The organism is Rhizobium sp. Rhizsp82, from assembly GCF_047325115.1.
GTDB lineage: Bacteria > Pseudomonadota > Alphaproteobacteria > Rhizobiales > Rhizobiaceae > Rhizobium.
This window is the reverse complement of sequence record NZ_CP168570.1, coordinates 1,910,341-1,935,613: the sequence shown is the minus strand read 5'-3', so window position 1 is coordinate 1,935,613 and position 25,273 is coordinate 1,910,341. Positions and strand designations below refer to the sequence as shown.

Annotated in this window: 24 protein-coding genes; 11 read left to right on the top strand and 13 right to left on the bottom strand. The window is 62.8% G+C overall.

Annotated features, from left to right (window positions below; translation table 11 throughout):
• Positions 1–33 precede the first annotated feature (33 nt).
• Entirely contained in the window at positions 34–651 is a 618-nt protein-coding gene (locus ACEN84_RS14380; RefSeq protein WP_199626503.1) for a PRC-barrel domain-containing protein, read from the top strand.
• 71 nt (positions 652–722) lie between these two features.
• Here ACEN84_RS14380 and ACEN84_RS14375 read toward each other — a convergent pair whose 3' ends face one another.
• The 3 genes from ACEN84_RS14375 to ACEN84_RS14365 all read right to left on the bottom strand — a co-directional run bounded on the left by ACEN84_RS14375 (position 723) and on the right by ACEN84_RS14365 (position 6,072).
• Positions 723–2,768, bottom strand: coding sequence for an FAD-dependent oxidoreductase (locus ACEN84_RS14375; RefSeq protein ID WP_413711261.1), 2,046 nt, complete (start codon positions 2,766–2,768; stop codon positions 723–725).
• 98 nt (positions 2,769–2,866) lie between these two features.
• Positions 2,867–4,225 (bottom strand): putative bifunctional diguanylate cyclase/phosphodiesterase, encoded by a 1,359-nt coding sequence (locus tag ACEN84_RS14370; RefSeq protein ID WP_413711260.1) that lies wholly within the window; start codon positions 4,223–4,225, stop codon positions 2,867–2,869.
• A gap of 125 nt (positions 4,226–4,350) precedes the next feature.
• Positions 4,351–6,072: a response regulator gene (locus ACEN84_RS14365; RefSeq protein ID WP_413711259.1), complete on the bottom strand. Its 1,722-nt coding sequence runs from the start codon at positions 6,070–6,072 to the stop codon at positions 4,351–4,353.
• Positions 6,073–6,253: 181 nt separating this feature from the next.
• Between ACEN84_RS14365 and mutL the strand changes: the two genes are divergently transcribed.
• The 3 genes from mutL (at position 6,254) to ACEN84_RS14350 (ending at position 9,085) form a co-directional block, all read left to right on the top strand.
• The gene (mutL, locus tag ACEN84_RS14360; protein WP_413711258.1) at positions 6,254–8,080 is read left to right on the top strand and encodes a DNA mismatch repair endonuclease MutL; all 1,827 of its coding nucleotides are present in this window, start codon (positions 6,254–6,256) and stop codon (positions 8,078–8,080) included.
• A gap of 81 nt (positions 8,081–8,161) precedes the next feature.
• Positions 8,162–8,392, top strand: coding sequence for a DUF2093 domain-containing protein (locus ACEN84_RS14355; RefSeq protein ID WP_112719132.1), 231 nt, complete (start codon positions 8,162–8,164; stop codon positions 8,390–8,392).
• Between the two features lie 9 nt (positions 8,393–8,401).
• On the top strand, positions 8,402–9,085 hold the full coding sequence (locus ACEN84_RS14350) for a GNAT family N-acetyltransferase (protein WP_413711257.1): 684 nt from the start codon (positions 8,402–8,404) through the stop codon (positions 9,083–9,085).
• Here the strand turns inward: ACEN84_RS14350 and lpxK are convergent.
• The gene (gene lpxK, locus ACEN84_RS14345; RefSeq protein WP_413711256.1) at positions 9,080–10,120 is read right to left on the bottom strand and encodes a tetraacyldisaccharide 4'-kinase; all 1,041 of its coding nucleotides are present in this window, start codon (positions 10,118–10,120) and stop codon (positions 9,080–9,082) included. The genes ACEN84_RS14350 and lpxK overlap by 6 nt on opposite strands.
• A gap of 563 nt (positions 10,121–10,683) precedes the next feature.
• On the opposite strand from lpxK, the gene ACEN84_RS14340 reads away from it, so the two are divergent.
• Together ACEN84_RS14340 and ACEN84_RS14335 are read left to right on the top strand one after the other, a co-directional pair.
• Positions 10,684–11,271: a DUF1214 domain-containing protein gene (locus tag ACEN84_RS14340; RefSeq protein ID WP_112719134.1), complete on the top strand. Its 588-nt coding sequence runs from the start codon at positions 10,684–10,686 to the stop codon at positions 11,269–11,271.
• Positions 11,264–11,815 (top strand): DUF1254 domain-containing protein, encoded by a 552-nt coding sequence (locus ACEN84_RS14335; RefSeq protein WP_413711255.1) that lies wholly within the window; start codon positions 11,264–11,266, stop codon positions 11,813–11,815. The genes ACEN84_RS14340 and ACEN84_RS14335 overlap by 8 nt, the downstream gene beginning before the upstream one ends.
• Before the next feature lie 3 nt (positions 11,816–11,818).
• Here the strand turns inward: ACEN84_RS14335 and ACEN84_RS14330 are convergent, their stop codons facing one another.
• Positions 11,819–11,989 carry a hypothetical protein gene (locus ACEN84_RS14330; RefSeq protein WP_165402615.1) on the bottom strand — a complete coding sequence of 57 codons (171 nt, stop codon included), beginning with the start codon at positions 11,987–11,989 and terminating at the stop codon, positions 11,819–11,821.
• Positions 11,990–12,500: 511 nt separating this feature from the next.
• Between ACEN84_RS14330 and ACEN84_RS14325 the strand changes: the two genes are divergently transcribed.
• Complete coding sequence (locus ACEN84_RS14325) at positions 12,501–12,707, top strand: hypothetical protein (protein WP_112719136.1); 207 nt, start codon at positions 12,501–12,503, stop codon at positions 12,705–12,707.
• Between the two features lie 243 nt (positions 12,708–12,950).
• The gene (locus tag ACEN84_RS14320; RefSeq protein ID WP_413711254.1) at positions 12,951–14,021 is read left to right on the top strand and encodes a DUF2336 domain-containing protein; all 1,071 of its coding nucleotides are present in this window, start codon (positions 12,951–12,953) and stop codon (positions 14,019–14,021) included.
• 6 nt (positions 14,022–14,027) lie between these two features.
• Here ACEN84_RS14320 and ACEN84_RS14315 read toward each other — a convergent pair whose 3' ends face one another.
• From ACEN84_RS14315 to ACEN84_RS14305, 3 genes are all read right to left on the bottom strand, one after another.
• Complete coding sequence (locus tag ACEN84_RS14315) at positions 14,028–14,384, bottom strand: DUF1491 family protein (RefSeq protein ID WP_112719138.1); 357 nt, start codon at positions 14,382–14,384, stop codon at positions 14,028–14,030.
• 33 nt (positions 14,385–14,417) lie between these two features.
• Positions 14,418–15,854 (bottom strand): methyl-accepting chemotaxis protein, encoded by a 1,437-nt coding sequence (locus ACEN84_RS14310; RefSeq protein ID WP_413711253.1) that lies wholly within the window; start codon positions 15,852–15,854, stop codon positions 14,418–14,420.
• A 97-nt stretch (positions 15,855–15,951) separates the two neighbouring features.
• Positions 15,952–16,518, bottom strand: coding sequence for a TetR/AcrR family transcriptional regulator (locus tag ACEN84_RS14305; RefSeq protein ID WP_413711252.1), 567 nt, complete (start codon positions 16,516–16,518; stop codon positions 15,952–15,954).
• 224 nt (positions 16,519–16,742) lie between these two features.
• On the opposite strand from ACEN84_RS14305, the gene ACEN84_RS14300 reads away from it, so the two are divergent.
• The gene (locus ACEN84_RS14300) at positions 16,743–17,378 is read left to right on the top strand and encodes a TetR/AcrR family transcriptional regulator (protein WP_413711251.1); all 636 of its coding nucleotides are present in this window, start codon (positions 16,743–16,745) and stop codon (positions 17,376–17,378) included.
• Positions 17,379–17,504: 126 nt separating this feature from the next.
• Here the strand turns inward: ACEN84_RS14300 and ACEN84_RS14295 are convergent, their stop codons facing one another.
• The 4 genes from ACEN84_RS14295 to ACEN84_RS14280 form a co-directional block, all read right to left on the bottom strand.
• Entirely contained in the window at positions 17,505–18,599 is a 1,095-nt protein-coding gene (locus ACEN84_RS14295; RefSeq protein ID WP_413711250.1) for a porin, read from the bottom strand.
• 395 nt (positions 18,600–18,994) lie between these two features.
• Positions 18,995–19,756, bottom strand: coding sequence for a hypothetical protein (locus tag ACEN84_RS14290; protein ID WP_413711249.1), 762 nt, complete (start codon positions 19,754–19,756; stop codon positions 18,995–18,997).
• 475 nt (positions 19,757–20,231) lie between these two features.
• Positions 20,232–21,164: a peptidoglycan-binding protein gene (locus ACEN84_RS14285; protein ID WP_413711248.1), complete on the bottom strand. Its 933-nt coding sequence runs from the start codon at positions 21,162–21,164 to the stop codon at positions 20,232–20,234.
• The gene (locus ACEN84_RS14280) at positions 21,136–22,677 is read right to left on the bottom strand and encodes a sensor histidine kinase (protein WP_413711247.1); all 1,542 of its coding nucleotides are present in this window, start codon (positions 22,675–22,677) and stop codon (positions 21,136–21,138) included. The genes ACEN84_RS14285 and ACEN84_RS14280 overlap by 29 nt, the downstream gene beginning before the upstream one ends.
• Positions 22,678–23,129: 452 nt before the next feature.
• On the opposite strand from ACEN84_RS14280, the gene ACEN84_RS14275 reads away from it, so the two are divergent.
• A complete protein-coding gene (locus tag ACEN84_RS14275) occupies positions 23,130–23,645 on the top strand; it encodes a DUF5330 domain-containing protein (RefSeq protein ID WP_413711246.1) in 516 nt (171 codons plus the stop codon).
• A gap of 208 nt (positions 23,646–23,853) precedes the next feature.
• Entirely contained in the window at positions 23,854–24,276 is a 423-nt protein-coding gene (locus tag ACEN84_RS14270; RefSeq protein ID WP_413711245.1) for a SufE family protein, read from the top strand.
• A gap of 4 nt (positions 24,277–24,280) precedes the next feature.
• Here the strand turns inward: ACEN84_RS14270 and ACEN84_RS14265 are convergent, their stop codons facing one another.
• Positions 24,281–25,174 carry an AraC family transcriptional regulator N-terminal domain-containing protein gene (locus tag ACEN84_RS14265; RefSeq protein WP_413711244.1) on the bottom strand — a complete coding sequence of 298 codons (894 nt, stop codon included), beginning with the start codon at positions 25,172–25,174 and terminating at the stop codon, positions 24,281–24,283.
• Positions 25,175–25,273: the final 99 nt, after the last annotated feature.

Below are 25,273 nucleotides of genomic sequence, written 5' to 3'. Positions count from 1 at the left end.
GATCACACTAGGGAACACAAAGGTAGGTTCGAAATGACACGCAAACTCCTGACGACCGTTGCTGCTGGCGCCCTGTTTGCCACGGCTTTCGCACCGGTGGCATTTTCGCAGAGTGCTCCGCAGCCCGCGACCCCGGGCGCTACCCAGTCGGCTCCGGCCGATGCGACGGCACCGAAGATGCCTGATGCGACGGCTCCGGCCGGTGACGCAGCCCAGGCTCCGGCGCCTGCAGCGTCCACTGACACCGCACAGGCCGGTGGCGGCACCTATCTCACCGAACAGGGTGCAGATCAGGTCAGCGCCAACACCTATATCGGCCAGTCGGTCTATACCGGTCAGAACGAAAGCATCGGTAACGTCACCGACCTGATCATGAAGAAGGATGGCGGCCTCGTTGCTGCCGTGGTCGGTGTCGGCGGCTTCCTTGGTATCGGCCAGAAGAACGTCGCCGTGCCGATGGAAAAGATCACCGTTGCCCAGAACACCCAGGACGGCAGCGTCAAGCTGACGACTACGGAAACGGCTGACAGCCTGAAGGCTGCACCGGAGTTCAAGACCCTGCAGATGCAGGCAGCCGAAAAGGCTCCGGCCGCAACGGGTGGCACGATGCCGACCGACTCGACGGCAACCGGCTCGACCACCACCAAGTGATACCGGACGGGAAACCGCACGGGAGTATAGCGTAGATGGCGGCGCCCTTCGGGGCGCCGCCATTCCTGTTTCTAGAGCAGCGAACAGAAGCGCAGGGCGTCGTAGATCGCCGCATGGACATTGCGGCTGGAGACGGCATCGCCGATGCGGATCAGGTCGAAGGCGGCTTCCGGGTTCTTCATCGGGATCGGCGGCTGGCGGGCGATGAGCGATGCGTAATCCACAGCCCCCAGGTTTCGCGACAGCGGCTTCAGCTCCAGATAGAGATCGGCATTGGCCATGGTGCCGTGCTCGACGACGACCTGGGCCACACGCCGCTCGCGCGTTACCGCACCGGCATAATCCGAGCCGAGGACGGCGACGAGGCCGTTGCCCTCGCGGCGGACCGATTTCAGGCGCGTGTTGATGGTGACGCGGACGTCCTTCTCGGCGAAGGTCCTGGCATAGGGCACATGGTTCATGCCGCCCATTTCGGGGGCGAAGAAGCGTTCGGGCGAGACGAGCTCCAGATCGGCGCCGCCATTGGCGATGACCTCGGCGGCCGACATGCCCTGATGGCCGCCATTGTCGTCGAAGAGCAGGACCGAACTCTCGGGCTTTACGGCACCGGCGAGGATATCCCAGGACGAGGTGACGAGCTCCTCGCCCGCCTCCAGCTCCGGCGACTGGGCGATGCCGCCCGTGGCGACGACGACGAGATCGGGAGCGAATTCCAGGACTTCATCGGCACCGGCATAGACATCGTAATGGATGGTGACGCCGAGGCGCTCGAGCTCTTCCAGCCGCCAGTCGATGATGCCGATCATTTCCTTGCGCCGCGGATTGCGGGTGAGCAGGTTGATCTGGCCGCCGGCCTTACCGGTCGCTTCGAGAACATCGACGCTATGGCCGCGCTCGGCGAGCACGCGCGCTGCCTCCAGGCCCGCGGGACCGGCGCCGATGACGACGGCCTTCCTTTTGGCTGCTGCCTTCTCGATCTCATGCGGCATCTCGGCCTCGCGGCCGGTTGCGGCATTGTGGATGCACAGCGCCTCGCCGCCCTCATAGATGCGGTCGAGACAGTAGGTGGCGCCGACACAGGGGCGGATGCGCGCCTCCTCGCCCGCCATCACCTTGCGCACGATATGCGGATCGGCGATGTGGGCGCGGGTCATGCCGACCATGTCGAGCTTGCCCTCGGCGATCGCATGGCGGGCGGTGGCGATATCGGCGATACGGGCGGCGTGGAACACCGGGAAGCGGGTCGCGGCCCGGACTTCACCGGCGAAATCCAGATGCGGCGACGCGGCCATGCCCTGGATCGGGATGACGTTGTTGAGATCGGCATCGTGATCGATATGGCCGCGGATGATGTTGAGGAAATCGACACCGCCTGAGGCGACGAGGCGGCGAGCGATCTCGATCCCCTCTTCGCGTGAAAAACCCTTCTCCCAATCTTCGTCCGCCACCATGCGGATGCCGACGATGAAATCGGGGCCGACGGCCTTGCGCACCGCATCGGTGACCATCAGCGAGAAACGCATGCGGTTTTCGAGCGAGCCGCCGAATTCGTCGTCGCGGCGGTTGGTGGCCGGAGACCAGAAGCCATCCATCAGGTGGCCGTAGGCCTCGAACTCGATACCATCGAGCCCGGCTTCCTTCATGCGCTGCGAGGCGGAGACGTAATCGGCGATGATGCGCTCGATATCCCACTCCTCGGCTTCCTTCGGAAAGGCCCGGTGGGCGGGCTCGCGGATCGGCGACGGTGCCAGCACCGGAAGCCAGTCGCCCTTGTTCCAGCCGGTGCGGCGGCCGAGATGGGTGAGCTGGATCATCACGGCGGTGCCGTATTCATGACAGTCGTCGGCGAGCTTCTTCAGCCACGGCACGATCTCGTCGCGATAGGCGTGGAGATTGCCGAAGGCCGGCGGAGAGTCGGCCGAGACGACGGCGGAACCTGCGGTCATCGTCAGCGCAATGCCGCCCTTGGCCTTCTCCCGGTGATAGAGCCGGTAGCGATCGGTCGGCATGCCGTCTTCGGAGTAGGCCGGCTCATGCGCCGTCGACATGACGCGGTTCTTCAGCGTCAGGTGCTTGAGCTGAAAGGGCTGTAACAAGGGGTCTTTGGATGACGTCATGAGACACTCGCTTTTCGCGCCGAAGCAAGCGGGGATCATGGCGCAGCGGCGCTAAAATAGAAATGTCTGATGACGCCGTGGACTAGCCTCGATGCGGCTTATGCAGGGATGCGGTCGGTGCCTGCCGAGTCGTAATTCTCGTGCAGGAAGCGCAGCGTGGCGATGCTGTCTGCCGGCTTGCCGAAATGGTAGCCCTGGCCCATGCCGCAGCCGAGCGCGCGAAGCTTCACGGCCTCGGAATAATCCTCGATGCCTTCGGCGACCACCTCGAGATCGAGGCCCTCGCACATCGTCAGGATCGCCTTGATGATATGCTCGGAGGCACGGTCATTGTTGATGCGCGAGACGAAGGCGCGGTCGATCTTCACCTTGTCGAAGATGAAGTCGCGCAGGCGCCCGAGGCTCGACTGGCCGGTGCCGAAATCATCGAGCGAGACGCGAACGCCGGCCTGGCGCAGATCGGAGATGATGCGGTGCGCCGTGTCGGCGGAGCTCATCACTGCGGTTTCGGTGATCTCCAGCTCCAGGCGGTGGGGATCGAAACCGACGCGGCCGAGGATGGAGAGGACGTTGGCGCTGGTGCCGGGGTCCATCAGCTGCGCCGAAGACAGGTTGAAGGAGAGGAAAAGCTCGCGCGGCCAGGAAAGTGCGGCCTCCGCAGCCTTGCGCAGCAACGTTTCAGATAGCGCGTCAATAAAGCCGCGCTCTTCGGCGAGCGGTACGAAGACGCCCGGCGAGACGAAGCCGAGATCCGGATCGTTCCAGCGGGCGAGCGCCTCGAAACCGACGACCTGATTGTTGGCGAGCGAAACGATCGGCTGGAAGTGCACGTCGATCGCATCCGAGATGATGGCGTTTCGAAGCGCCTGCTCCAGCTGCGTCGCCCGCTTCATCTCCTGCGCGATCTCGCGCGAATAGACGGTGATCTGGCTGCGGCCGCGGCGCTTGGAACGGTAGAGCGCGGTCTCGGCGCTCTTCAGGAGCTCGTCGAACTCCTCACCGGCAAACGGATAGATTGCAAAACCGAAGGATGCAGAGAGACGCACGTTCCGGTCGCCGAGATCATAGGGTGCCGACAGCACTTCGCGGATCATCTGTCCGAATTTTTCCGCACTCGCACGCTCGAAGATCAGCGGCAGGACGAAGGCGAATTCATCGCCGTCGTGGCGGGTGACGAGCGCGCCGTCGGGGATGCAGGCCTTCAGGCGATGAGCGACCTGGCAGAGGATCTCATCGCCGGCGGCGGATCCGAACAGGTCATTGATAGGCTTGAAGGAATCGAGATTGGCGATGCCGATGGTGAACGGCGCCGGATCGTTGGCGCGCTCGGCCGAAATCTTGGTGACCCGGTCGCGCATACGATGGCGATTACCGAGTCCGGTCAACGGATCGGTATAGGCCATGGCCTGGAGCTCATTCTGGCTCACGGGCATAAAAGGTACGTCCACCGGTTTCATATTTTGACCTGAGATTTCACTCCCTCCGGGGAGAATGGCGGCCAAGTCTTAATAAACCGATAGTGGAAAAGCGATGTTTGGGATTGTTGGCGCCCCAAAATCTGGGGAGTTGACCAGAGTTTCGATCAGCAGACCGCGCGCATCTCTTCGCGCTTCAGATGCTTCTGGAAGATTGTCTCCAGTATATCCGGGCTGACAGGCTTCATGATGACATCATCCATGCCGGCTTTTGCGCATTCGGCATGGTCGCGCTCGAAGGCCTGGGTGAGCACGCCGATAATCGGCGTCCTGACGCTGCCGCCTTCTTCGATGCCGCGGATCATGCGGGCGGCCTCGAAACCGTTGAGGCCGGGAAGCGAGATATCCATCAGCACGATCTGCGGCTTGTGCTCGGTCCACAGACGCACCGCCTCATCGCCGCTGGAGGCGATCATGTAGCGATAGCCGAGGCCTTCGAGGATCTGCGAGAAGACGATCTGATTGATGTCGTTGTCTTCGGCGACCAGAACCTGCAGCGTGTCGCTATCGGCCGATGTCGAGATCTCCCAGTCGGCTTCCGGCTCGTTATTGATACGGTTGTTGCGGTTGAAGTGGCGGGCGACCTGGAAGGTCAGCTCGTTCGCCAGCTGGAAACCGTCCATGACGAGCGCCGGAATGCCGTGCTGGCCCGAAAGCTCCAGGCAACGCATGCCCATCTGGTTGTCGATGATGATCAGGTCGAGATCGATACCGGCCGAAGAGGCGATTTCGAGGAAATGCTCCTGCTCGTCCTCACCGCGCACGGCACAGGCTTCGAAGCCGTATTTGGCGAGCGTGCGCAGCGCCGCAGTCTCGGCGGCGAGATCGCCGGTGACGACCAGGATCTTGCGGCCGGAGAAATTCTCCGGGACGATCGCTTCCATTGCCGCCGGCTCGCGGCGCTGCGCATCGCCGTTCAGCGGCACATAGGCGCGGCGATAGGACTGGTGGCTGGAGGCGGTCACCGAGGTGGCGCGGTCGAACTCGTCGAGATCGGCGCCATCGCGCGGCAGGTCCTGCATGGTGGAAACCAGGAAATAACGGCCCGGCTTGCCGATGCGGTGCTTGCGGCTGACGATGTCGCGCTCAGCACCGTCACGCGAGACCTGGCGCTGGCGGGAGATCGACATCTCGCCGGTTTCCAGAACGTGGCGGTCGCTTTCCTCGAAGCGCTTGGCGATATCGGCGGAGAACAGGTCGCCGCTCTTGCGGCCGAGCACTTCGTCCGGCGTCGTCTGATATTTCTCGCAGAAGGCAATGTTGACCGCGACGTAATTGAGATTGCGGTCCTTGACGAAGAGCGGGAACGGCAGGTTGTCGAGAATATCCTCGGTCAGCTGCACGCGCTCGAGATCGGCGCGCCACTGCTCCTCGCGCTTGCGCTCTTCGGAAATGTTGCAGATCATCGACACGCAATAGCCGCTCGGCAGACGGCGCTTGACGAGGCGGATCCAGCGATCCGGGCCATGCCGCTCGACGATCTCGAAGCGCTCGCGCCAATGCGAGGCGATCTTCTGCGACAGCCAGTCCTCGCGGCCGAGCACGCCACCCGGCTGCTTGGCGGCATATTGCTGGCGCACGCCGGTATCGAAGACGGCGCCCAGGAAATCGCGCAGGCGCGTGCCGGGCTTCAGCATGGACGGCGAAATCGGGAAGAAATCGAGAACCTGACGGCTCGCGAAGATCATCTGGTCGTTCTTGTTATAGACGATGAGGGCGGCGGCGAGGCCATCGGAGACGGCATCGAAAAGCGACGACTGGAGATCGGGCTCGGCCGGCAGCTCCCCGCTCACGGATGATGCGTCCGTCTCTTCAAAGCCGGCACTCATTCCTCAAAATCCCACATCTATCCGATTTAACAGCACTATTTGGTGGTATGCGTCCAAAATGCCAGCTTTCTCCTAACGGTCGCTTAACATTAATCTACCCAAATCTTGGGGTCTGAGACGCGGCTTTGGAGACCGGCTTTTTCACCCTTCCATCGGGCCTGCGAATCCACGAAAATGGCGCATGGCCATCAGACAGCTCTCAGAAACGCTCATCAACCAGATCGCCGCCGGCGAAGTCATCGAACGCCCGGCAAGTGCGGCGAAAGAGCTGATCGAAAACGCTCTGGACGCAGGCGCGACGCGCATCGAGATCGCCACATCGGGCGGCGGCAAGGGTCTGCTTCGCGTCAGCGACAACGGTTCGGGCATGGATGCTGCCGATCTCGAGCTTGCGGTAAAACGTCACTGCACCTCGAAAATTTCGGAAACGCTCGACGATATCCGCACGCTCGGCTTTCGCGGCGAGGCCCTGCCCTCGATCGGTTCGGTCGCCAAGCTCAGCATATCGAGCCGCCGCAAGGATAGCGCCGGCGGCAGCGAGATCGCCGTCTCCGGCGGCAAGTTCCTGCATTTGAGGCCTTCGGCCCTGAACCCCGGCACGATCGTCGAGGTGCGCGACCTGTTCTTCGCGACACCGGCGCGGCTGAAATTCCTGAAGACCGAGAAGGCGGAAGCGGCGGCGATCACCGAAATCGTCAAGCGCATGGCGATCGCCTTTCCGGGCGTGCGCTTCGTGCTCTCCGGCACCGACCGCAGCACGCTGGAATTTCCGGCGACCGGCGACGACCATCTGGCGCGCATGGCGCAGATCCTCGGCAAGGATTTCCGCGACAATGCGATCGAGATCGATGCCGAGCGCGAGGATGTGAGCCTGACGGGCTATGCCGGGGTGCCGACCTTCAACCGCGGCAATTCCGGCCACCAATATGCCTTCGTCAACGGCCGCCCGGTGCAGGACAAACTGATCCTCTCGGCGATCCGCGGCGCCTATGCCGAGACGATCCCGGCCGGGCGCTACCCGGTCGCGGTGCTGTCCTTCAAACTCGATCCGGCGCTTGTCGACGTCAACGTGCATCCGGCAAAATCGGATGTGCGCTTCCGCGATCCCGGGCTGATCCGCGGGCTGATCATCGGCGCGGTGCGCGAAGCGCTCGCCCGCGACGGCAGCCGTGCCGCGACGACGGGTGCCGATGGCATGCTGCGCTCGTTCCGCCCGGGCTTCCAGCCGAATGCCTATCAGCGCCCGGCGCAGGCGCCATGGTCGCCGGAGACCTCGCCGTCCCGTCCCTATCAGGCTGCCAATAGCGGCTTTGCCGAGCGGCCGCAGGCATCGTTCGACGGATTGGTGACGCCGACGGCGCGTTCCGAACCGCAGCCGCAGAGTTGGCAGCAGCCCGCGGCTGCGCCACGCGAAGAGGCGCAGCAGCGCTTTCCGCTGGGGGCTGCCCGCGCCCAGCTGCACGAGAATTATATCGTGGCGCAGACGGAGGACGGTCTTGTCATCGTCGACCAGCATGCGGCGCATGAGCGGCTGGTCTTCGAAGAAATGCGCAAGGCGCTGCATTCCAAGCGCCTGCCCTCGCAGGTGCTTCTGATCCCGGAGATCGTCGATCTCCCGGAAGAGGATTGCGACCGGCTGATGGTACATGCCGAAGGGCTCGGCGAGCTCGGCCTGGCGATCGAGCGGTTCGGGCCGGGCGCCATTGCGGTGCGCGAAACGCCGGCGATGCTCGGCGAGGTCGATGCCAACGGCCTGATCCGCCAGCTCGCCGACGAGATCGCCGAATGGGATACGGCGTCGGGCCTGTCGCAGAAGCTCGAATATGTCGCGGCGACCATGGCCTGCCACGGCTCGGTGCGCTCCGGCCGGCGCATGCGGCCGGAGGAGATGAACGCGCTTTTGAGACAGATGGAAGTGACGCCGGGTTCGGGCCAGTGCAATCACGGCCGGCCGACCTATATCGAGCTCAAGCTTTCAGACATCGAGCGGCTGTTCGGCCGGAGCTGACGGCAGCAAGCCGAAAAATACTGGCAATCGCCCGTGCCGCGCGCTATGGCAGGACGATCAGAGCCGCAGGAATGGAGCAGGATGAACTTGTTTGAAGGTCACGGAAACCGCGAGGCGAAAATCCGCTATCTCGACGCCGATTTCCAGATCCTGTCGCCGGGCTCCTACGTTGTCTGCGCCATGACCGGCAAGCATATCCCGCTCGACGAGCTGCGCTACTGGAGCGTCGCCCGCCAGGAACCCTATGCCGACGTCATCGCCTCCTTCGAGGCCGACAAGCGCGCAGGCGTGCTGCCGGTGCAGAAGCGCTGACTTTCCCTGATGCGTGACTTCGGCCGGCCGATCGTCCATTCGCCACGCCCCTTTCCCGAGCGGATCGTCCATCGCGGGCGTTCGGTCAGGCTTGATCCGCTGACACCGGCGCATGCCGAGCCACTCTGGCCGCTTGCTGGCGCCTCGCCGGAGAGCTTCGGCTATCTGCGCTATGGTCCATTCGAGAGCCTCGACCCGTTCACCGCCTTCGTCGCGGACCTCGCCGGGCGGGCCGACCAGCCGTTCTGGTCCGTCGAACCGCTCGGCGCCGGAAAGCCTGCGGGATGGCTGTCGCTCTGCGATGTCTATCCGGCGGATTCCTCGATCGAGATCGGCAGCATCTGGTTTTCACCGGCGCTGCAGCGCACACGCGCGGCGACCGAGGCGATCTTTCTCCTGATGCGCCACGCCTTCGACAATCTCGGCTATGAGCGGCTCGTCTGGCGCTGCGCCGCGCTCAACGAGGCGTCGCGCAAGGCGGCGCTGCGCTATGGCTTCGTGTTCGAGGGCATCTGGCGCAATGCTGTCATCGCCAAGGGCTATCAGCGCGACGTCGCCTGGCACAGTATCCTGAAAGACGAATGGCCGGCGCACCGGGCCGCTCTGGAAGCCTGGCTCGACGACGGCAATTTCGACGCCGATGGCCGCGCGGCATCCGGGCTTGCCGATATCCGCAAACGGCTGGCGCTATAGGCCGGACTGCTCTTTCAACCGGCGGGCACGGCAGGCCTCGATCGCCCGGTCGATGATCAGGCCAGGTGCCTGCGGGTCCTCGAAGGCCATTTCCACCTCGATCACCTTCGACTTTTCGGCAAGCTCCTGCGCCCGGCCGTGATGACCGGCAAGGCGGACGAAGTCTTTCGAGGTGGTGACGATCTGCAGCTCTTCGCGTTCGGCAACGGCGATGAGATCGGCGATCTCGTCATCGCTCAGGTGCTCGTGGTCCCCGAAGGAGCGGGTGGCGGCGATCTCGGCGCCGAGCGATTCCACCGTGCGGAAGAATTTGCTGGGATCGGCGATACCGGCGAAGGCGAGCACGCGGCGGCCGGAAAGCTCGTTCATGCCGACCGTCTTCAGCGACGCCGTGAAATAGGGTTTTGCAGCGCGGGCGGCCATGCGGACGATGGCATCGGCGGCATTGCCGTTACCGACCTTCAGGAGTGCCGTCGCATAGCGCATCTGCACCGGGATCGGCGCGCGCACCGGGCCGCCGGGCACGGTGTGGCCATTGCCGAGGCCGCGCGTCGTATCGATGACCAGCAGCGCATAGTCGAGCGCCAACCGCGCGCTCTGGAAGCCGTCATCCATGATGATCAGGTCAGCGCCTTCCTTGACGAGACGCTCGGCACCCTCGACACGGCGGCGGGAAATCACGGTCAGCGCCTCGCGGGCAAGCAGCAACGGCTCGTCGCCGACAGCCATGGCGCGGTGATGAGCGGCATCGACGACCGTCGTCACATCGAGCGAGCCGCCGTACCCGCGGCTCAGAAAGCCGGGCTTCAAACCCTTCGCCTTGGCCGCCTGAGCGATCGCCAGCGCCGTCGGCGTCTTGCCGGCACCGCCGACGGTGAAATTGCCGATGCAGATGACGGGGATGGGCACCGAGGCCCGGCGCGCATGCTTCATGCGATAACCGGCGACCTGCCCGTAAATCAGCGAAAAGGGCGATAGCGTCCAGGCCCGCCAATCGGCTTTCGTCCACCAGAACGGCGGCGCTTCGGATACCATGATGTGCCTGCCCTGCGCTCTTCCGGCACCCACGGCAACCGGCTATCCCCTTCGACTGGCGGCAAAGAAAGGGCAAAATAGAAGAAAAAGCAAGCCTTTGCCGGATTTTGATGGGTGGGGCGGGTGGACGGTGGAGGTGGTTCGTCGCATTGGCGATTGGGGCGCGGGACGTCGTGAGTATGGGCGCTTGCCAGAGAACACGGCGGTAAGAGACGCTTACCCAGCCCGTTCAAAGGAGTCATTCACCGCGCGGACGCGCCGTGGCTGGATCCCTGTGACGAGCACAGGGATGAGGGAGTTTGGGGTTGGTTTCAGCGAGCAACGGCGATGTCGAGCGTGCTGAGGGACAAGGAGTCGTTCAACACTCTCCACCGGACAGCTTGCCCCTAAGGCACATCCCCAATCCTCCCTCATTCCTGTGCTCGTTACAGAAATCCACCCGGCGTGCGTCTGCGCGGCGAGAGACTCACGCGCCAACCTCCACCGCGAAAACGTTGCTCACCATTCCACCCCGCCAGAATCAGTGCTAACCCTTTCACCTGATTTGATCTCAAGGGCATGCAGTGTTTCGATTTCCGCTATTTATCGCGATCACGCTGATCGTCGCTTTCGGCGGCGGGATCATGGTTTCGCGGTATGCGCTCGATGTGACGCAGGGGTTTGGCGCCATCAAGCTCGGCGCCTGGGAGGCGTTTCCGGAGTTGCAGACGGCTGATGCCGATCCTTATGCGAAATCGCACCGGGCGCGGGCGGGCAAGCTGCTTTACGGCAGCGCCGAGGGGCTGACCTTTACGGCGAGCGTCGATGATGGCGGGGAGCGGCTGAATGCGGGCTGCAGCTACCGGATCAGCGGGCAGACGCCGGCGGCGCGGTTGTGGACGCTCTATACGTCCGACAATGGCGGCAATCCGGCTTCCGTGCGTCCCGGTCTGCCGGGCGCGCTGAATTCCTGGACTGTGCTGCGCCAGCCCGACAGCAGCTTCGTGATCGACGTTTCGGCCAATGCCCGGCCGGGCAACTGGCTGGCGCTGCCGGCCGCCGGCACCTTCCGGCTGGTGCTGACGCTGTTCGATACGCCGACGGCCGGCAGTTCCGGGGTTATCGATCTTTCGATGCCGAAGCTCGAGAAGACCGGGTGCGGCAATGCTTAGGATCGTCTTTGCCATCATTACCGGCCTGTTCGGCGCCGCCCTGCTGCACCTGATCATCATTCTGGCGCTGCCGCATTTCACCGGCAAGGATGCCGAGACGCGGGTGATTGCCGAGGGCGATCCGAACAATTTCTATCTGCTGTCGTCGAACTACGACGATGCCGGGCTTTCCAACAGCGATCCCTTCGTGCGCACCGCCGTGTGCTCCTTCGATATCGAGGACGGGCCGGTGCGCTTCACCGCCAAGGGCAGCGTGCCCTTCTGGTCGATCGCCGTTTATGACGGCGCCTCGAACGAGGTGTTCAGCATGAATGACAGGACGTCGGTGGGTGGTGCGCTCGATGTGCTGGCGGCAAGCCCGATCAAGCTGACGGAGCTGCGCAAGTCGCTACCGCAGGATCTGCAGCAGACCATCCTGGTGGAGATGACGCATAATGAGGGCTATGCGGTGCTGCGCACTCTTGCGCCGCAGGCGAGCTTCGATGACGCAGCCAAGAATTTTCTGACCGAGGCAGGCTGCGAGACCTACGGTTCGGACAACTGACGCCTACTTGGTCTTTACACGCGATGCGCGCGACGGGGCGCGGCGCTTCGGGCTCTCCACGAGACGCTCGTAGCGAACGCCGGTGAACAGCAATATCTGAGCCTCGACGGGCTCCCGGTCTTTTCGGCGCGGCTGTTGCGAGCGCCTGTCAGCCAATGCGACTATAGTGGCCATTCTCGTCTCCATGCACTGCCCGAGACGGATGAAGCAAAGCGGATTTCACCCTGCCCGCCTGTGCGGGCCAGCGCGTCCTGCAATGCCGGAAACCGGAACCGAGGTCATTCGCGCCTTTCTCACGGCACCTGTTTGAATACCGTGATGTGGAATCTTTACGGCCGAAGCATCGAACCGCGCCGTTCCTGTCCGAATTGAGACATACGATAGTTAACAGTCTCCTAATATTTCAGCCCTGTTGTAGGGCTGTTCAATAAACGCTGCGAGCTGGCTTTTAGTTTCAATCGGCAATAAGTCAGATTTAATTAGGAAAGACTTATGAACTCATAGGCTTGACCAAGTACAGCCGATCACCTTTACGTCATAAGGATGTGTTGCCGATTTGCGTCACCGAAATATCAATTGCAGTTCAGGTGAATAGGCGTATGGTCGGCGCATCGGTCAAAAGTTTTATGGCGATGACCGCTTGAGAGACAACCCATGCTCTTGCCGTAGATACGGAGGGCAGAAAATGTCTTTATTCATGAACCCGACATTCTCTCCTGAAGACCTGGATGTGCTGCGCGGCGCGCTCGATGCGTGGTGCTCGGAAAAGCGTCTGGATATCAAAAGCCCCGAGGCCCAGTTTGCAGCTTCGGCTGCGCTCGACCTCTATCAGGCCGGCCATAACGACGGCGAAAAGCTGCTTTTGGCTCTGCGTGCCCACAAGGGACTCTGACATTCATCTCCAGGCCGGAGCGATCCGGAAAGACGGTGGCGCCTCGTATCTGCGGGGCGCTTTCTTTTTGTGCGCCATCCACAGCTGAACACGTTCTGCGTGTATCATTGCTGCGCATTTGATTAAAATCTTCAGCAAGCATTAACCCTGCCGGTGTAGGATTTGTTCATATTCGTCTGAGCCCGGCCTCCGTCCAGCCGGCACATTCGATCCCTCAGTATCGGCGTTTCCGGGGTATTCTTTGTGCGTGACCGGTTTAGAGACCTAGAAGGGCCTATGGCCAGCCGCAAGAAGGACGTGGTGTTGATGGCAACCGTGAGCAGCTTCGAGGGATTGGCGCATCCTACGCGATCCGAGCTGCGCCAGTTCGCCGAGCTCTTTACTCCGCTGTTCCAGGCCTCTTCCGACGAAGCCCGCCGCCAGGCCGTCGCCGCGCTCTCGCAATGCCCGGTCATTCCGCAGGCCGTGGCTCTCTTCATCGGCAACCTGCCGATCGCCGTTGCCGCACCGTTTCTGACGGCCTCGCAGGCGGTCAGCGACGATACGCTGATCATGATCGCCCGCACGCAGGGCACCGCCCATATCCGCGCCATCGTCAGCCGCGACAACCTCTCGCCGAAGGTGATCGATGCGCTGGTGGCGCTGCGCCAAGCGACCGCCCGCCCCTCGCCCGCCGACCTGCCGCTTCCGGCCATCGAGGAACAGCTGGCCGCGGCACCGGCGCCGGTCTTTGCGCCCGTCGCAACCGAACCGCCGGCCGTCGATCCTGACTTTGCCGAGCGCCTCGCCAATGAAGAGGCGATGCGCCAGAAGATTCGCGGTCTCGCCAATCATCTCGGCCGCGATGACGACGACCGGCTTGGCCTCAGGACGATCTCAGACATCCAGGACGCGCTGCTGGTGCGCTTTGCCCGCTCGCGCGAGGCGAGCCACTTTGCCAGCACGCTTGCCGATGCGCTGTCCGCCAGCCGCTGGCTGGCCGAGCGCATCATGCTCGATCTCTCCGGCCAGCAGCTGGCCACCACGCTCGTCAGCCTCGGCATGGGCTTTCTCGATGCCGTCTTCGTCCTGGAAAAGCTCTATCCGCATCTCGCCGAACCGCAGCACAGCGTGACCCGCGCCTGGATGGTGCTCGATGCGCTCGATCCGGAAGAATGCCATGAGCGGGTGGAAGCCTGGCGGCGCGCCGACAGCTATACCTACAAGCCGGAAGAAGGCGAAAACCCTGCCGCGCCTGCCGCCGCCGGCACGATCTCCCGCACAGCACGCCTGATACCGCCGGCCCGCGACCTGAAGACCGTCGGCCGCCGCTGATCTCATTCAGAGCGGGTTCTTCTTTTCTACCGCCAGCGGCAGCAGCGATGCCGCATCTGCCGTTTCGAGCTCGACGATCCACAGATCGGGATCGAACCTGCGCTCGCGCTCCAGCAATTCGCGCACGGCATCCGGCTCCTGCCGGTCGAGGCGGATCTCGAACAGCCGTCCGGCACTCTCCTCCTCATCGAAGAAGCTCTGCGGCGCTGGGCCGTACAGCGTCTCCAGCCCGTCGCGGAAATGCTGGCGGATGAAGACCGCGCCCGCCTCTTCCGCGCCCTTCTTCTCCACGGCGGCGAAATCGCCCATGGCGAAGACCCGGCGCAGCAGGGCGGAAACGAAGATGTCGGTGCGGAGTCTCATATGCTTCGTATAGGGCAACAGGCGGCGGTTACGCTAGACCTTGACCGCCAGCCTCAGCCCGCCCCAATGCCGTCCGCGGACGGTGATCGGGGCGGAGATGTCCTTCATCATCACGAAATTGCCGCCGCCCATGTCGCGCCGGTAGGTCTGCACCAGGAAGGGTGCGGTGCTCCTGCCTGCCGAGAGGCCGACGCGATCGTTGAAGATGCGGCGGTTGCGGCAGTTGGCGGTGTTCCAGGCGGTGTCGCCGGGGCGCTGCGGCTCGGAGAACTTGCGATTATGGGTCGGCAGGTAGCCGTTTTCGTCGATCGCGGCGCAGAAGGCGATGCGCTCGTCGGAGGTAGCGGCCGGCTCCTGGATCGGCGGTAAAAGGCGGTCTGTGAGTTCGGTGAAACCTGCGATCAGCTGCACCGGATCGGTGCCGGGGATCGGCCGATAGTTTCGATCGAAGAGCGCTTCCAGGCGGATCTGGCCGGATGACAGAGCCCGCTCGAAGGCAGTGGAGATGTCGGCGGCGACCGATTGGGCGCGGGCGATCCAGCGGCTGTCGGCGGTTTCGACACCGGCGCTCGCCGTCAGCTGCACCAGCTTTTCCGACAGGCCGACGACGCTATCGACACGCTTGGCGGCGTGCTGCAGCTTGCCGTTGGATTCCAGCACCTCGGCCGACATTTCACCAAGCGCGGCGACGAAGCCGGCGCATTGGCGATCGACCGCTTCGGTCGTGTTGGCCATGACCGAGGAGCTGTCGAGGATCTGGGTGATCACCTGCTCCATGCTGTGGAAGGCGCCGTGCATGGCCTGCGACTTCTCCTTGACGCTGGCGGCACTATCGCGCGCGCCGCTGCCGGCGGCCGAGAGCCTGCCGATCTTGGCGCGCAGCTGATCGAGCGTTTCCTGGATCAGGCCGGTTGCCTTGGAGGTCTGCAGCGAGAGGGCGCGGATCTCGGAGGCGACGACGGCAAAGCCCTTGCCTGCCTCACCGGCGCGGGCCGCCTCGATCGCCGCATTGAGGGCAAGCAGGTTGGTCTGGCGGGCGATGGTGCCGATCTCGCCGGCGACGGCGTCGACATCGGAGAGCGAGCGGGCAAACGTGCTGATCTCGGCGCTGATCTCCTCTGAGGAGCGCAGCATATGGCCGATCTCCTCGACCGACCCCGAGAGCCGCCCGGCCGATTCCTTCAGCATGTGGCGGGCATCGGCGGCGGTCTGGTCGGTCTCGCGCAGCGACACGGCAACCGCCCGGTTGGTTTCGGCAATCGAGAGCGCCGTGCGCGTCACGTCGTCGAAGGCATTGGCGTGGCGAGCGGACATCGCCGCCATGTCCTGAATGGCACCGGCAATATCGACGAGGTCTATGCCGAGCGTCGATGCCTCCTCGGCCAGCTTCGACAGGATATGCCGCAACGCCGGGTCCTCCGGCTTCGCATTCCCCTCTTCAGATACATCGACCGCCCTCATTGCCTGCATGACAAAGCTCCCCCGGTACATTAGCGGAGCGTCAGGCATTATGGTTAACAAGTTGCAAAAATTCCGGGGACTTAGACTTAGGTTGTAGGCGGCGGTATCAGACCTTTGCCCGTGGCCTTTCGGTGACCGAGAGAAGGTCGGCCTTGATCTTCTCCGCGTCGGAGATATCGACCCTATAGAGATTGGCGAGCCAGATGCCGTCGGCGGCAAAGCGGGCAATACGCAGATGCATGTCGCCATCGGTGGCGCTGTGGCGTTCAGCGCGGGCATTGGCCCAATCGGCAACCAGCGTGCGCAGATAGGGGTCGGTCAGTGCCGAGATCGTCAGCGGCGCCCAATGGCCGCCGTTCATCCGTTCGTTCTTGTCGAAGACGGAATTGATATAGGCGCGGGTGAAGGAACCATAGGGCTCGGGATCGCGCGCCATGCGCCCCTCGATATCCTTGTCGATCGCCTGCAGCAGCTCGTCGAAGACGGCTTCGATCAGGTCCTTCTTGCTCGGAAAATGGTGGATGCAACCGCCCTTGGTGACGCCGGCGGCTTCCGAGACGGCCTGCATGGTGACGGCGGCAAGACCCTCGGTGACGGCAAGCTTCCTTGCCTCATCGAGCAGGTTGCGCCTGACGAGCTCAGGCTGCTTGCGGCGTCTGTAGGCGCTTTCCATTCAATCCCCCGGAGCGGAGGCCAATCGAAAATCGCCCTCTCGCCTTGTCGTCAGGGAACTTATCACCTGACGGATCGCACGCAATATTTTTCGGTGCAACGATATTCACGCAGGCAGTCAAATCCCTGTAACATATTCGCGACATTGAGGCGCTGTACCCGCCGCGCCTCTTCATGTATCAGTGCCGCAGGGATGAAAATAACACGTGCGCGCGCAGGGGAAATGTGAGCTCGAACACCGAAGAAAAGCAGAAGCGGCCGCGCGGGCGACCGAAGAGCATCGATCTAGACCAGCGCCAGGCCGACATCATCGAGGCCGGCACCGATGTCTTCATCGAACTCGGCTACGCCAACACGACCGTCGACATCATCGCGGCGCGCTGCGGCATCTCCAAGCGGACCTTCTACGATTTCTATGAAGCCAAGGGCGACCTGCTCTCCGCAGCCTTGAAGGCGCGGAGCGGTTCTGTCTTCGACTTTCCGGAAGCGGCGGACGGCGCGGCACTCGACACGCTGCTCGGCCAGGTCTTCGCTGTCGATGACAACGAGGCGCCGAGCCCCGCCAACATGCGGCAGTATTTCCTCGCCGAAGTCGCCTGGGAAGCCACCGAATTCGTGCCGCAGCTGCGCCAGGATTTCGACATGGCACGCGCCGAGCTCGCCAGCTGGCTGCGAGGGCTGAGCGACAAGGGCCGGATCATTTCCATCGATGCCGATGCCGCAGCCACGATGCTGATCGGCATCGTCTTCGGCAGCCTCAGCATCGACCGCACCGGCGCCGATCTCGATGTACGCGCCAAGCGCACGAAGGCTTATCTGGGATCAAGCCTGAAGATTTTTGCCAACGGCTTGCTGCCGTAAAATCGCGAGCGTTGGTCTTCCACGTCGCGCATTCATGATCTTCAAAAGAAGAAAGGGCCCAGCTGGGATACCGGGCCCTCTCCTTCGAAACCGATTGGAGGTCACCAAATCGGTTATGTCGTATGATTAGAAGTCGCGCTGCAGGCGGAAGAAGCCTTCGACGTAGTCGTCGTCCGAACGGCCATCGTGGTCTTCCTTGACGTAGGTAGCCGTCAGTTCGGTCGAGAGGTTTTCGACGATCTGGTAGTTCAGCGTTACGCCAGCACGCCACATGTTGCCGTTGTCGTAGCTGCCCGTGGAGTCCAGATCGATCTTGTCGGTGTACTGAACTTCCGGGGTAACCGTCAGCTTGTCAGTGGCCTTCAGAGCGTACTGAGCTGCAATCGCCCATTCGCCGGCGTTGTAGTAAGCAGACGGATCGCTCGAGTAGATGCCGGCCAGTTCGAACTTGCCCGGACCGATATCAGCGCCGATACGTGCCGTTACAGCACCTTCCTGAACCGAAGCGTCGTAACCGCCGTAAACCGCCCAGGTGAAGCCGCCGACCTGGCCGCCAATGCTGCCGTCGATGCCGAGACCGTTGTTGTCGTTTACAGCAAAGCCGCGGCCGTCATAAGCGCCGACGTCTTCAAGAGCGAGGCCAGCGTAGAAGCTGCCGCTGTCGTACTGGTAGCGGATGGAGTTCGTCTTGGTGACGTTACCCATGATATCCGACTCACCCGAGAAGTCGTTATCCCACCAGCTCGCAAAGCGACCAACGCGGAAGCCAGCGAAATCGATGTAGGCTTCGTCGATGTTCATGCCGTCAGAACCGCCGTATGCAGCATTGGCAGCACCCGGGAAGTCAGCGTCGTTCGTCAGGTTCGGGCCACCCGCATAACGGTTAGCTTCGAGAACGATACGGCTGGTCAGCGGGCCGTATTCAGTGTCGCTCTTGGCGTCGAACGAGACGTGTGCGCGAGTGTGGGTTTCCCAGTCTTCGCCACCGTTGTTGTCATAGCCGTCGCCAGCGCCAAAGCCGACGTCGAAGCGGACATAGCCGCCGATCTTGAGGCAGGTCTCGGTGCCCGGGATGTAGAAGTAGCCGGTGCCGTAAGCGTCGCAAACCTTGACGTATTCTACTGCTTCCGGTTCAGCGGCGACGATAGCGTCGGCAGCCTGTGCACCGGATACTACTGCGAGAGCAGCAGCGGAGCCGAGAAGGAGGCTCTTGATGTTCATTTTCTGTCTCCGTTCCAGAGGCCAACCCCAAGGTTGGCTCTTTGCTTAGCGCGATGGATGCGGTCCCCTGAAATTTCAGTCCGCCATGCGTTTCCGAACATTTGCTTCGGTCACGGGCTGGATATGAACAGGGGACCCCGGAGTCGTCAATTATTTAATAAACGTCTTCGTACCAAAATTATGCCGGAAGTTCCGCTCGTTGTATTTTTACCACATTTCGACCATCCGGAGCGGGTTTGCTGTGCATAACCGGGTGGCCTCATTAAGAAAAAATTAACAAAAGCAACGAGCTAGACGAGCTCCTTCCTGGTGGCCGATCTTGCCGAACTATGGCTTCATTGGGGAATGCAGGGTCGTGAGCCGGCCGCGAGAGAAGCGGCCGGACCTCAGCGATTTCAGGCGTCGTGGCGGCGGCAGCCGCGGACGAAGAGCTGGATGCAGCTCTTCAGATAGCCGATGAGAGCGGCCCTGTCGGGCAGGCCCTCGCCCGCGCTCATGCGGGAAGCAAAGCCGCCGAACATCATCGAGATCAGCATGGTGGCGGCGTGATCGGCGTCGTCGATCTGGAGAATCTGCCGGACATCCTGAAAGGAGAGCCAGTCGGCCAGATTGGACATGGTGGTCTGGGCATCATTGCTCTGCTGTCCGCCGCCCAAACGCGGGCCGGATGGATAGAGAGCGGCAATGCATGTGGTGATTCTGCGTTCCGTCTCGGCCGAGTCGTTCAGATCGAGATGGAAGATCGACATCAGCACGTCCTCGGGAGCACGCGGCTCGTCGAGTGGACGCGGGAGCGCCAGAAGTTGCTTGGGAGCAGCAACCCGCGACGTACTCCACTGCAGGCCACCCTTGGCGTATTTCTTCGTTCTGGAGTTGAGCGAACGGGTAACTGCCGCAAAACGGGAAATATCCGTGTAGGTGATCTCGAAATTGAGGTCGTTCAGCCCGCGGTGCAGGCGGAAGGTCTGGCCTCCACCGAGGTGAAACTCGGAAGCGCCGGTTTTGGCCGTGACGGGATAGACCGCCGCGAAGTGATCATGAAGGGCCTTGTAGAGCCGGGGATTTTCAAGATCGGTGATCGAGGCGATCGAGCGATACATGGCGCGGTCTGAGCCGTCCTGTTCGCCCAACCCGCCATAAGAAGGTTCACGCAACATTTGATTGATCCTGGCGGGGGACGGCTGCGACCCGGTGAAAGGACGTGCCTGGCTGCCCGCTGCGTGGCGACGAGAGAAAGATACCATCCGACTGGTATCTTTCAACTGCGGGAAAGTGACAAATCGGTCACAGTGTTATGCTCCTCACTGGCCCCCCGGTCGCACTTGGATGAATAGCACCAAGAGCACCCGGAATTTACATCATATTTTTGTGAGTATCATCCATTAATCGCTAATAAAGCATCCATGGATACGAGCGCAGTTCAGTGAAGCCGCCGCCGTTTCTCTATATTTACAGCAACTTAAATAGAAAAAAGGGCAAAATTGGAGTATTTCTGCACCCTTGAAAAGGGTCGAACCTGCGACAATCTGTCATTAGTTGCGAAACGCATACGTACCAATTTTACCAAATCCACACCTCCCATGACGGGTCGGCCTGCATTCAGTTCAATCAAAACGAGAATTTCGACTCGGGTTAAATCGCGCCGATTTCCTTGAGCTTCCTCAGCACCGCCTCGTTCGGCTCGCCATTCTCGGGCAGATTATAGTGCTTTTGGAAGTGGCGGATGGCGGCGCGGGTCTGTTCGCCGGCGACGCCGTCGACGCCGACATTGGCGTAGGCCATGTTGGCGAGGCCCTTCTGGATCTTCAGGACCAGATCAACGCTGGTGAGCTCGCCGGAGGTGACCTGCTTGGGGGCGGCGGGTGCGGTCTTCACCTGCTTTTCGGCGCTGCGGATTGCGGCGGCGACCGGGTCTTCCGCCGAGGCCTGGGAGGTGACGTCCTCGCGCGGCTTTTCGGCGGGGATGGTCGAGGGGCCGACGGAATCGGTCTTCAGGGCGGCGAGCACATCCGGCGTCGCGTCGCCGCTCTGCGGCATGCCGACGGTTTCCTCGAAGAACAGGATGGCGGCGCTGGTGCGCGGGCCGATGACGCCGTCTGCGGTGCCGTTATAGAGGCCGCGACGGATCAGCTCCTTCTGGATGTCCATGACCAGCTGATTCGGCTGCTGGCCGGCGGCCGCATTGGCGGGCGGCGTGGCGTTGGTTGTCGAGGCATCGCCCTCTTCGCCCGGGCGCTCGATCTTGAAGGTGGTGACGTCGCCCGGATGCGGCTCCTCTATCGACGGGCGGCCGATCGAGAAGGGCGAGGTCAGATCGCGGGTGCGGAAGAAGGGATGCGGGTGGTTGCCCGGCTGATACCAGAGCGCATTGGCGGCAACGAAGGAGAAGATTACGACGAAGGCGACGGTGCCGCCCGCGACCGAAGGATTGCGCGCAACGACGCCGCCGAGCATCGAAGCGCCCGTCATGCCAACGCCGCCCAAGGCGGCTGCCCCCGTGAGAAGCAGACCCGGCTGCTGCCGGCCCCTCTTCCCCTTAGGCGATTTTCGCTTGCGCGCGGCCATCGAACAGCCCCTCTTCCAAACCGGCAGCCGGTGCTGCCGCAGTCTTCAGGCGCGGCGGAAACTCGACGGCCGTCTCCCGTGCCGCATCGGCGGCAGAGGCGCCGGAACCATCCGCCGCGATCGATATGGTGATAATGGTGCCCTCGCCCGGCGCGCTGGCCAGCGCAAAGTGGCCGCCATGCAGCGCCACCAGCCCCTTGACCAGCGACAGGCCGAGGCCTGTGCCTTCATATTGGCGGGTATAATCGTTCTGGATCTGCATGAACGGCTGGCCGAGCATGGCGAGCTTGTCCGTCGGAATGCCGATGCCGGTATCGCTGACGCTGAGCTGCAGGATGCCGCCACGCACCGACGCGTCGATAGTGACCGCCCCGCCCTGCTCCGTGAACTTCACGGCATTGCCGACGAGATTGATGAGGATCTGCTGGATGGCGCGCTGATCGGCAACGACCTCGTCGAGATCGCGCTGGATGCGGCTCGTCAACGTCACGCCCTTGCTCTTCGCCTGCAGCGCCAGCATCGCCTCGCAGGAGCGGATCGAGGCGCCGATATCGAAGGGCTCGAGCATCAGTTCGTAGCGCCCGGCTTCGATCTTGCTCATGTCGAGCATGGTGTTGACGACCGACAGCAGATGGGCGCCGGAATCGCGTACCAGGCCGACATATTCGCGCTGGCGCTCGTTCTCGAACTTGCCGAAATACTCGCCGAGCAGGATATCCGAGAAGCCGAGGATGGCGTTCAGCGGCGTGCGCAGCTCGTGGCTGACGGCAGCGAGGAAGCGGGATTTCGCGTCATTCGCCGATTCGGCATCGGCGGCGCGGCTTTGCGCATCCATGCGCAGCTGCTGCTCGACCGAGACATCGTGCAGCTGGGCGATGACGGCGGCAAGCTGACCCTCGCCATCGCGGCGCGCAGTCATATCCATGCGCAGATAGGCGAACTGGCGCAGATCCCGCGAGACGCCGGGACGGTCGAGCCTGAGATCGACGCTGACGGACTCATCGCCCTGGCGCAGCTGATCGAGCGCCTGCAGGAAGAGGATGCGGTCGGAGACATGCACCTGCTCGATGAAGCCGCGGCCCTTCGGCTCGCGCATCCAGGCGAGATAGTCGCTGATATCGCGGCCGCCGGACGCGGTGACGTTGCCCTGCGCATCGAGGAAGAGCACGAGGCCGGCGCTGTTTTCCAGGAAGAAGTCTTCGGCCGGCTGCGAGGCAATCGAAACCGTCGCCTGCGTCTGGCGCGACAGCGCGATGCTGCCGACGGCCGAAAACAGGAAGGCGGCACAGACGGTGGCGACACCGGCAGGCAGCGCCACGGCAGGGCTGGTTATAAAGGAGAGGCCGGCGGGCGCCGCAATCAGCGCACCCGAAGACAGGAGAGCGAGGCGGCGGAGAATAGCAAGTTCGCGTTCGGCCACGGCCTCGCCGCTGCCCGTGCGGGAAAGCCAGCTTGCCGCTGCCCGGTCCACGAGGGCTGCTGCCCGGTTGCCGATGTCACTCAATACTCGCACGCAATACCCGCCCGAAAAGGCTCTTTAACAAGACCGGACAATAGGCCCTGGCCGCTTAAAGAAAGGATAAGGCAAAGGCCACCTCCACAGCCGGAAGGCGGCAAAAGTCCCATTTTGGACCATCCGGAAGCTCCTTTGTTTTTTGTGGTTAATAGGGGGTAAGCGATGGATTTCGCTCGCATTTCAGCTTCGCGTTAACTTTTGCGGCGAGCCCGCCATTGAGATTCCCTGCAATTACAGGCGGCAGGTCCCGCCATGCTTAACGCCGATGGCTACAATTTGACTGAAATACGGTCCAACGGCCTTTATTTAAAATTCGAATTAAATTTGCCGCAAATGCCGCGGAGTTTCGAAAAGTGGCATTCGCACTTCCGCGCTAGGGTGAAAGCACACCGGAAACGGACCTTGATTCGGCAACAAGACCGGACGGGAAAACAGGATGGGCAACGACAATGAGACTACTGATCAAAGGAAGCTTCTGGTTCGGACTTGTGCTGGTGCTCTTGCCGCTTTTCAGCTCGGAAAGCTCGACGCGCCTCGCCAACGACCCCCAGGTCCAGTTCTCCGACGCCTTCACCGCCGTCAGCGGCGCCTATGACTATATTACCGGCATGTGCGGCGAGAAGCCGGAAGTCTGCAGCAAGGGCGGCGAAACGCTGACCGCGCTCGGCTACCGGGCCCGCGAAGGCGCCCGCGTCGCCTATCAGCTGATCGACAGCCAGCTTTCCGGCGACGAGAAGGACAAGCCTTCCGCCAAGATCGCCGAAGCGGCAAAGGCCGTCGCCCCGCTCGCCACCCTGGCGCCTGCCGCAGCGCTCGCCCCTTCCGCAAAGGAAGAAAAGACCGCCGCGCTGAACCAGCCGATGCCGTACCGCCCGCCGATCGATGATGCGGCCGCCTCCGACGCGGTCGTCACCGGAACCGTTCCGGCTGTCATCCCGACCCCGAAGCCACGCCCGGTTTCCTGACCAATTCCGCGGGCTCCGGCCCGCAACCAAGCTTGCACACCGGTCTTCCCTTGAGGGAACGCCCCGTGCCTGACGTGCCTGCCCTGTTTATTTCAGCATTTTGCTGCGCCGTGAGGATGCCCATCCTTCACGGCGTTTTCTTTTTAATGGTTCAAAACGGCGGCCACTTCACCTATATGCAGGGCATCACGGAAAGGCCCGCGCTCCCATGGCATCGCTTGACGAAATCATCGACGACTTCTCCTTCCTCGACGACTGGGAAGACCGCTACCGCTATGTCATCGAACTCGGCAAGGCGCTGCCCGATCTTGCAGACGACAAGAAGACCTCGGAGAACAAGGTGATGGGCTGCGCCAGCCAGGTGTGGCTGGTGACTCATACGGACGGCAATGCCGACAATCCCGTCATGACCTTCGAGGGCGATTCCGACGCCCATATCGTGCGCGGCCTCGTCGCCATCGTGCTCGCCACCTATTCCGGCAAGACCGCCTCGGAAATCGCATCGCTCGACGCCTTCGAAACCTTCTCGAAGATCGGCCTCGTCGAGAACCTTTCGGCGCAGCGCTCCAACGGCCTGCGCTCGATGGTCAACAGGATCAGGGAAGAGGCACGGGTTCGGGCTGCGGCTTGAAGCGTCAGCCTTCGAGCAGCTCGCTCGCGTCTGCTCCGCGCCCCCGCAGCCGCCCCGCATCGCGCGCCGGTGACCGGCCGAACTGGCGGGTATATTCGCGGCTGAACTGGGTGGCGCTTTCGTAGCCCACCGAGAATGCCACGCGGGCCGTATCGCCGGGATCGGCGAGCAGGCGGCGGCGGGCTTCGTGGAGCCTCAGCTTCTTCTGGTACTGGATCGGGCTCATCGCCGTCACGTCCTTGAAGTGCTTGTGGAAGACCGACGGGCTCATGCCGGCGATGCAGGCGAGCATTTCAACGGTGATTGTCTTGTCGAAATTCTCGCGGATATGGCCGATGGCGCGGCGGATCTGGCAGAGGCGGCTGTCGCTGACGACGAGCTGGCGCAGCGCCGGGCCATGCGGCCCCTGCAAGAGCCGGTAGATGATCTCGCGCTCCAGCATCGGCGCCATGACCGGAATGTCGGCCGGCTTGTCGAACAGTTTCACCAGCCGCAGCCAGGCATCGGCGAGCTCCGGCGTCACCGGGCTGATGCCGAAACCCGGGCCATCGGCAGGCGGCGGCAGATCGGGCATGGTCAGGATGATGTCGCTGACCACGGCGATATCCAGCGTCAGCGCCAGCGCCAGATAGGGATGATCGGGGGCCGCCTCGACGATCTGGCAGGCGCCGGGCACCTCGATGCTGGCGACGAAATAGCTGGCGCGGTCATAATGCAGCGCCCTGTCGCCGATGATGGCGCATTTCGAGCCCTGCAGCACGAGGCAGAGCATCGGCTCGTAGATGCCGGCGATCATCGGGGTGCGCGCCGAATCCCGGGTGATCGTCACCCGCGGCACCGGCGTCTGCGTCAGGCGGCCGTCCGCGTGTTTCAGCGCGCGATCGCGCAATTCGTCCATCACATCCATCATGGACATATGGTGACATGGCGGCCGGACGCAAGACAAGGCGCGCAGCGGGCGCGCATCACACGTCAGGAGGAATAGGCAAGAAGCCGG

Excerpts from the sequence above, each read along its gene's own strand:
- ACEN84_RS14295 (WP_413711250.1), bottom strand. The coding sequence starts at position 18,599 with ATGAACATCAAGAGCCTCCTTCTCGGCTCCGCTGCTGCTCTCGCAGTA.
- mutL (WP_413711258.1), top strand. The coding sequence starts at position 6,254 with ATGGCCATCAGACAGCTCTCAGAAACGCTCATCAACCAGATCGCCGCC.
- ACEN84_RS14315 (WP_112719138.1), bottom strand. The coding sequence starts at position 14,384 with ATGAGACTCCGCACCGACATCTTCGTTTCCGCCCTGCTGCGCCGGGTC.
- ACEN84_RS14285 (WP_413711248.1), bottom strand. The coding sequence starts at position 21,164 with ATGGCCGCGCGCAAGCGAAAATCGCCTAAGGGGAAGAGGGGCCGGCAG.
- ACEN84_RS14290 (WP_413711249.1), bottom strand. The coding sequence starts at position 19,756 with ATGTTGCGTGAACCTTCTTATGGCGGGTTGGGCGAACAGGACGGCTCA.
- ACEN84_RS14375 (WP_413711261.1), bottom strand. The coding sequence starts at position 2,768 with ATGACGTCATCCAAAGACCCCTTGTTACAGCCCTTTCAGCTCAAGCAC.
- ACEN84_RS14270 (WP_413711245.1), top strand. The coding sequence starts at position 23,854 with ATGGCATCGCTTGACGAAATCATCGACGACTTCTCCTTCCTCGACGAC.
- ACEN84_RS14265 (WP_413711244.1), bottom strand. The coding sequence starts at position 25,174 with ATGGACGAATTGCGCGATCGCGCGCTGAAACACGCGGACGGCCGCCTG.
- ACEN84_RS14330 (WP_165402615.1), bottom strand. The coding sequence starts at position 11,989 with ATGGCCACTATAGTCGCATTGGCTGACAGGCGCTCGCAACAGCCGCGC.
- ACEN84_RS14355 (WP_112719132.1), top strand. The coding sequence starts at position 8,162 with ATGAACTTGTTTGAAGGTCACGGAAACCGCGAGGCGAAAATCCGCTAT.
- ACEN84_RS14380 (WP_199626503.1), top strand. The coding sequence starts at position 34 with ATGACACGCAAACTCCTGACGACCGTTGCTGCTGGCGCCCTGTTTGCC.
- ACEN84_RS14370 (WP_413711260.1), bottom strand. The coding sequence starts at position 4,225 with ATGAAACCGGTGGACGTACCTTTTATGCCCGTGAGCCAGAATGAGCTC.
- lpxK (WP_413711256.1), bottom strand. The coding sequence starts at position 10,120 with ATGGTATCCGAAGCGCCGCCGTTCTGGTGGACGAAAGCCGATTGGCGG.
- ACEN84_RS14365 (WP_413711259.1), bottom strand. The coding sequence starts at position 6,072 with ATGAGTGCCGGCTTTGAAGAGACGGACGCATCATCCGTGAGCGGGGAG.
- ACEN84_RS14335 (WP_413711255.1), top strand. The coding sequence starts at position 11,264 with ATGCTTAGGATCGTCTTTGCCATCATTACCGGCCTGTTCGGCGCCGCC.
- ACEN84_RS14275 (WP_413711246.1), top strand. The coding sequence starts at position 23,130 with ATGAGACTACTGATCAAAGGAAGCTTCTGGTTCGGACTTGTGCTGGTG.
- ACEN84_RS14325 (WP_112719136.1), top strand. The coding sequence starts at position 12,501 with ATGTCTTTATTCATGAACCCGACATTCTCTCCTGAAGACCTGGATGTG.
- ACEN84_RS14305 (WP_413711252.1), bottom strand. The coding sequence starts at position 16,518 with ATGGAAAGCGCCTACAGACGCCGCAAGCAGCCTGAGCTCGTCAGGCGC.
- ACEN84_RS14350 (WP_413711257.1), top strand. The coding sequence starts at position 8,402 with ATGCGTGACTTCGGCCGGCCGATCGTCCATTCGCCACGCCCCTTTCCC.
- ACEN84_RS14310 (WP_413711253.1), bottom strand. The coding sequence starts at position 15,854 with ATGCAGGCAATGAGGGCGGTCGATGTATCTGAAGAGGGGAATGCGAAG.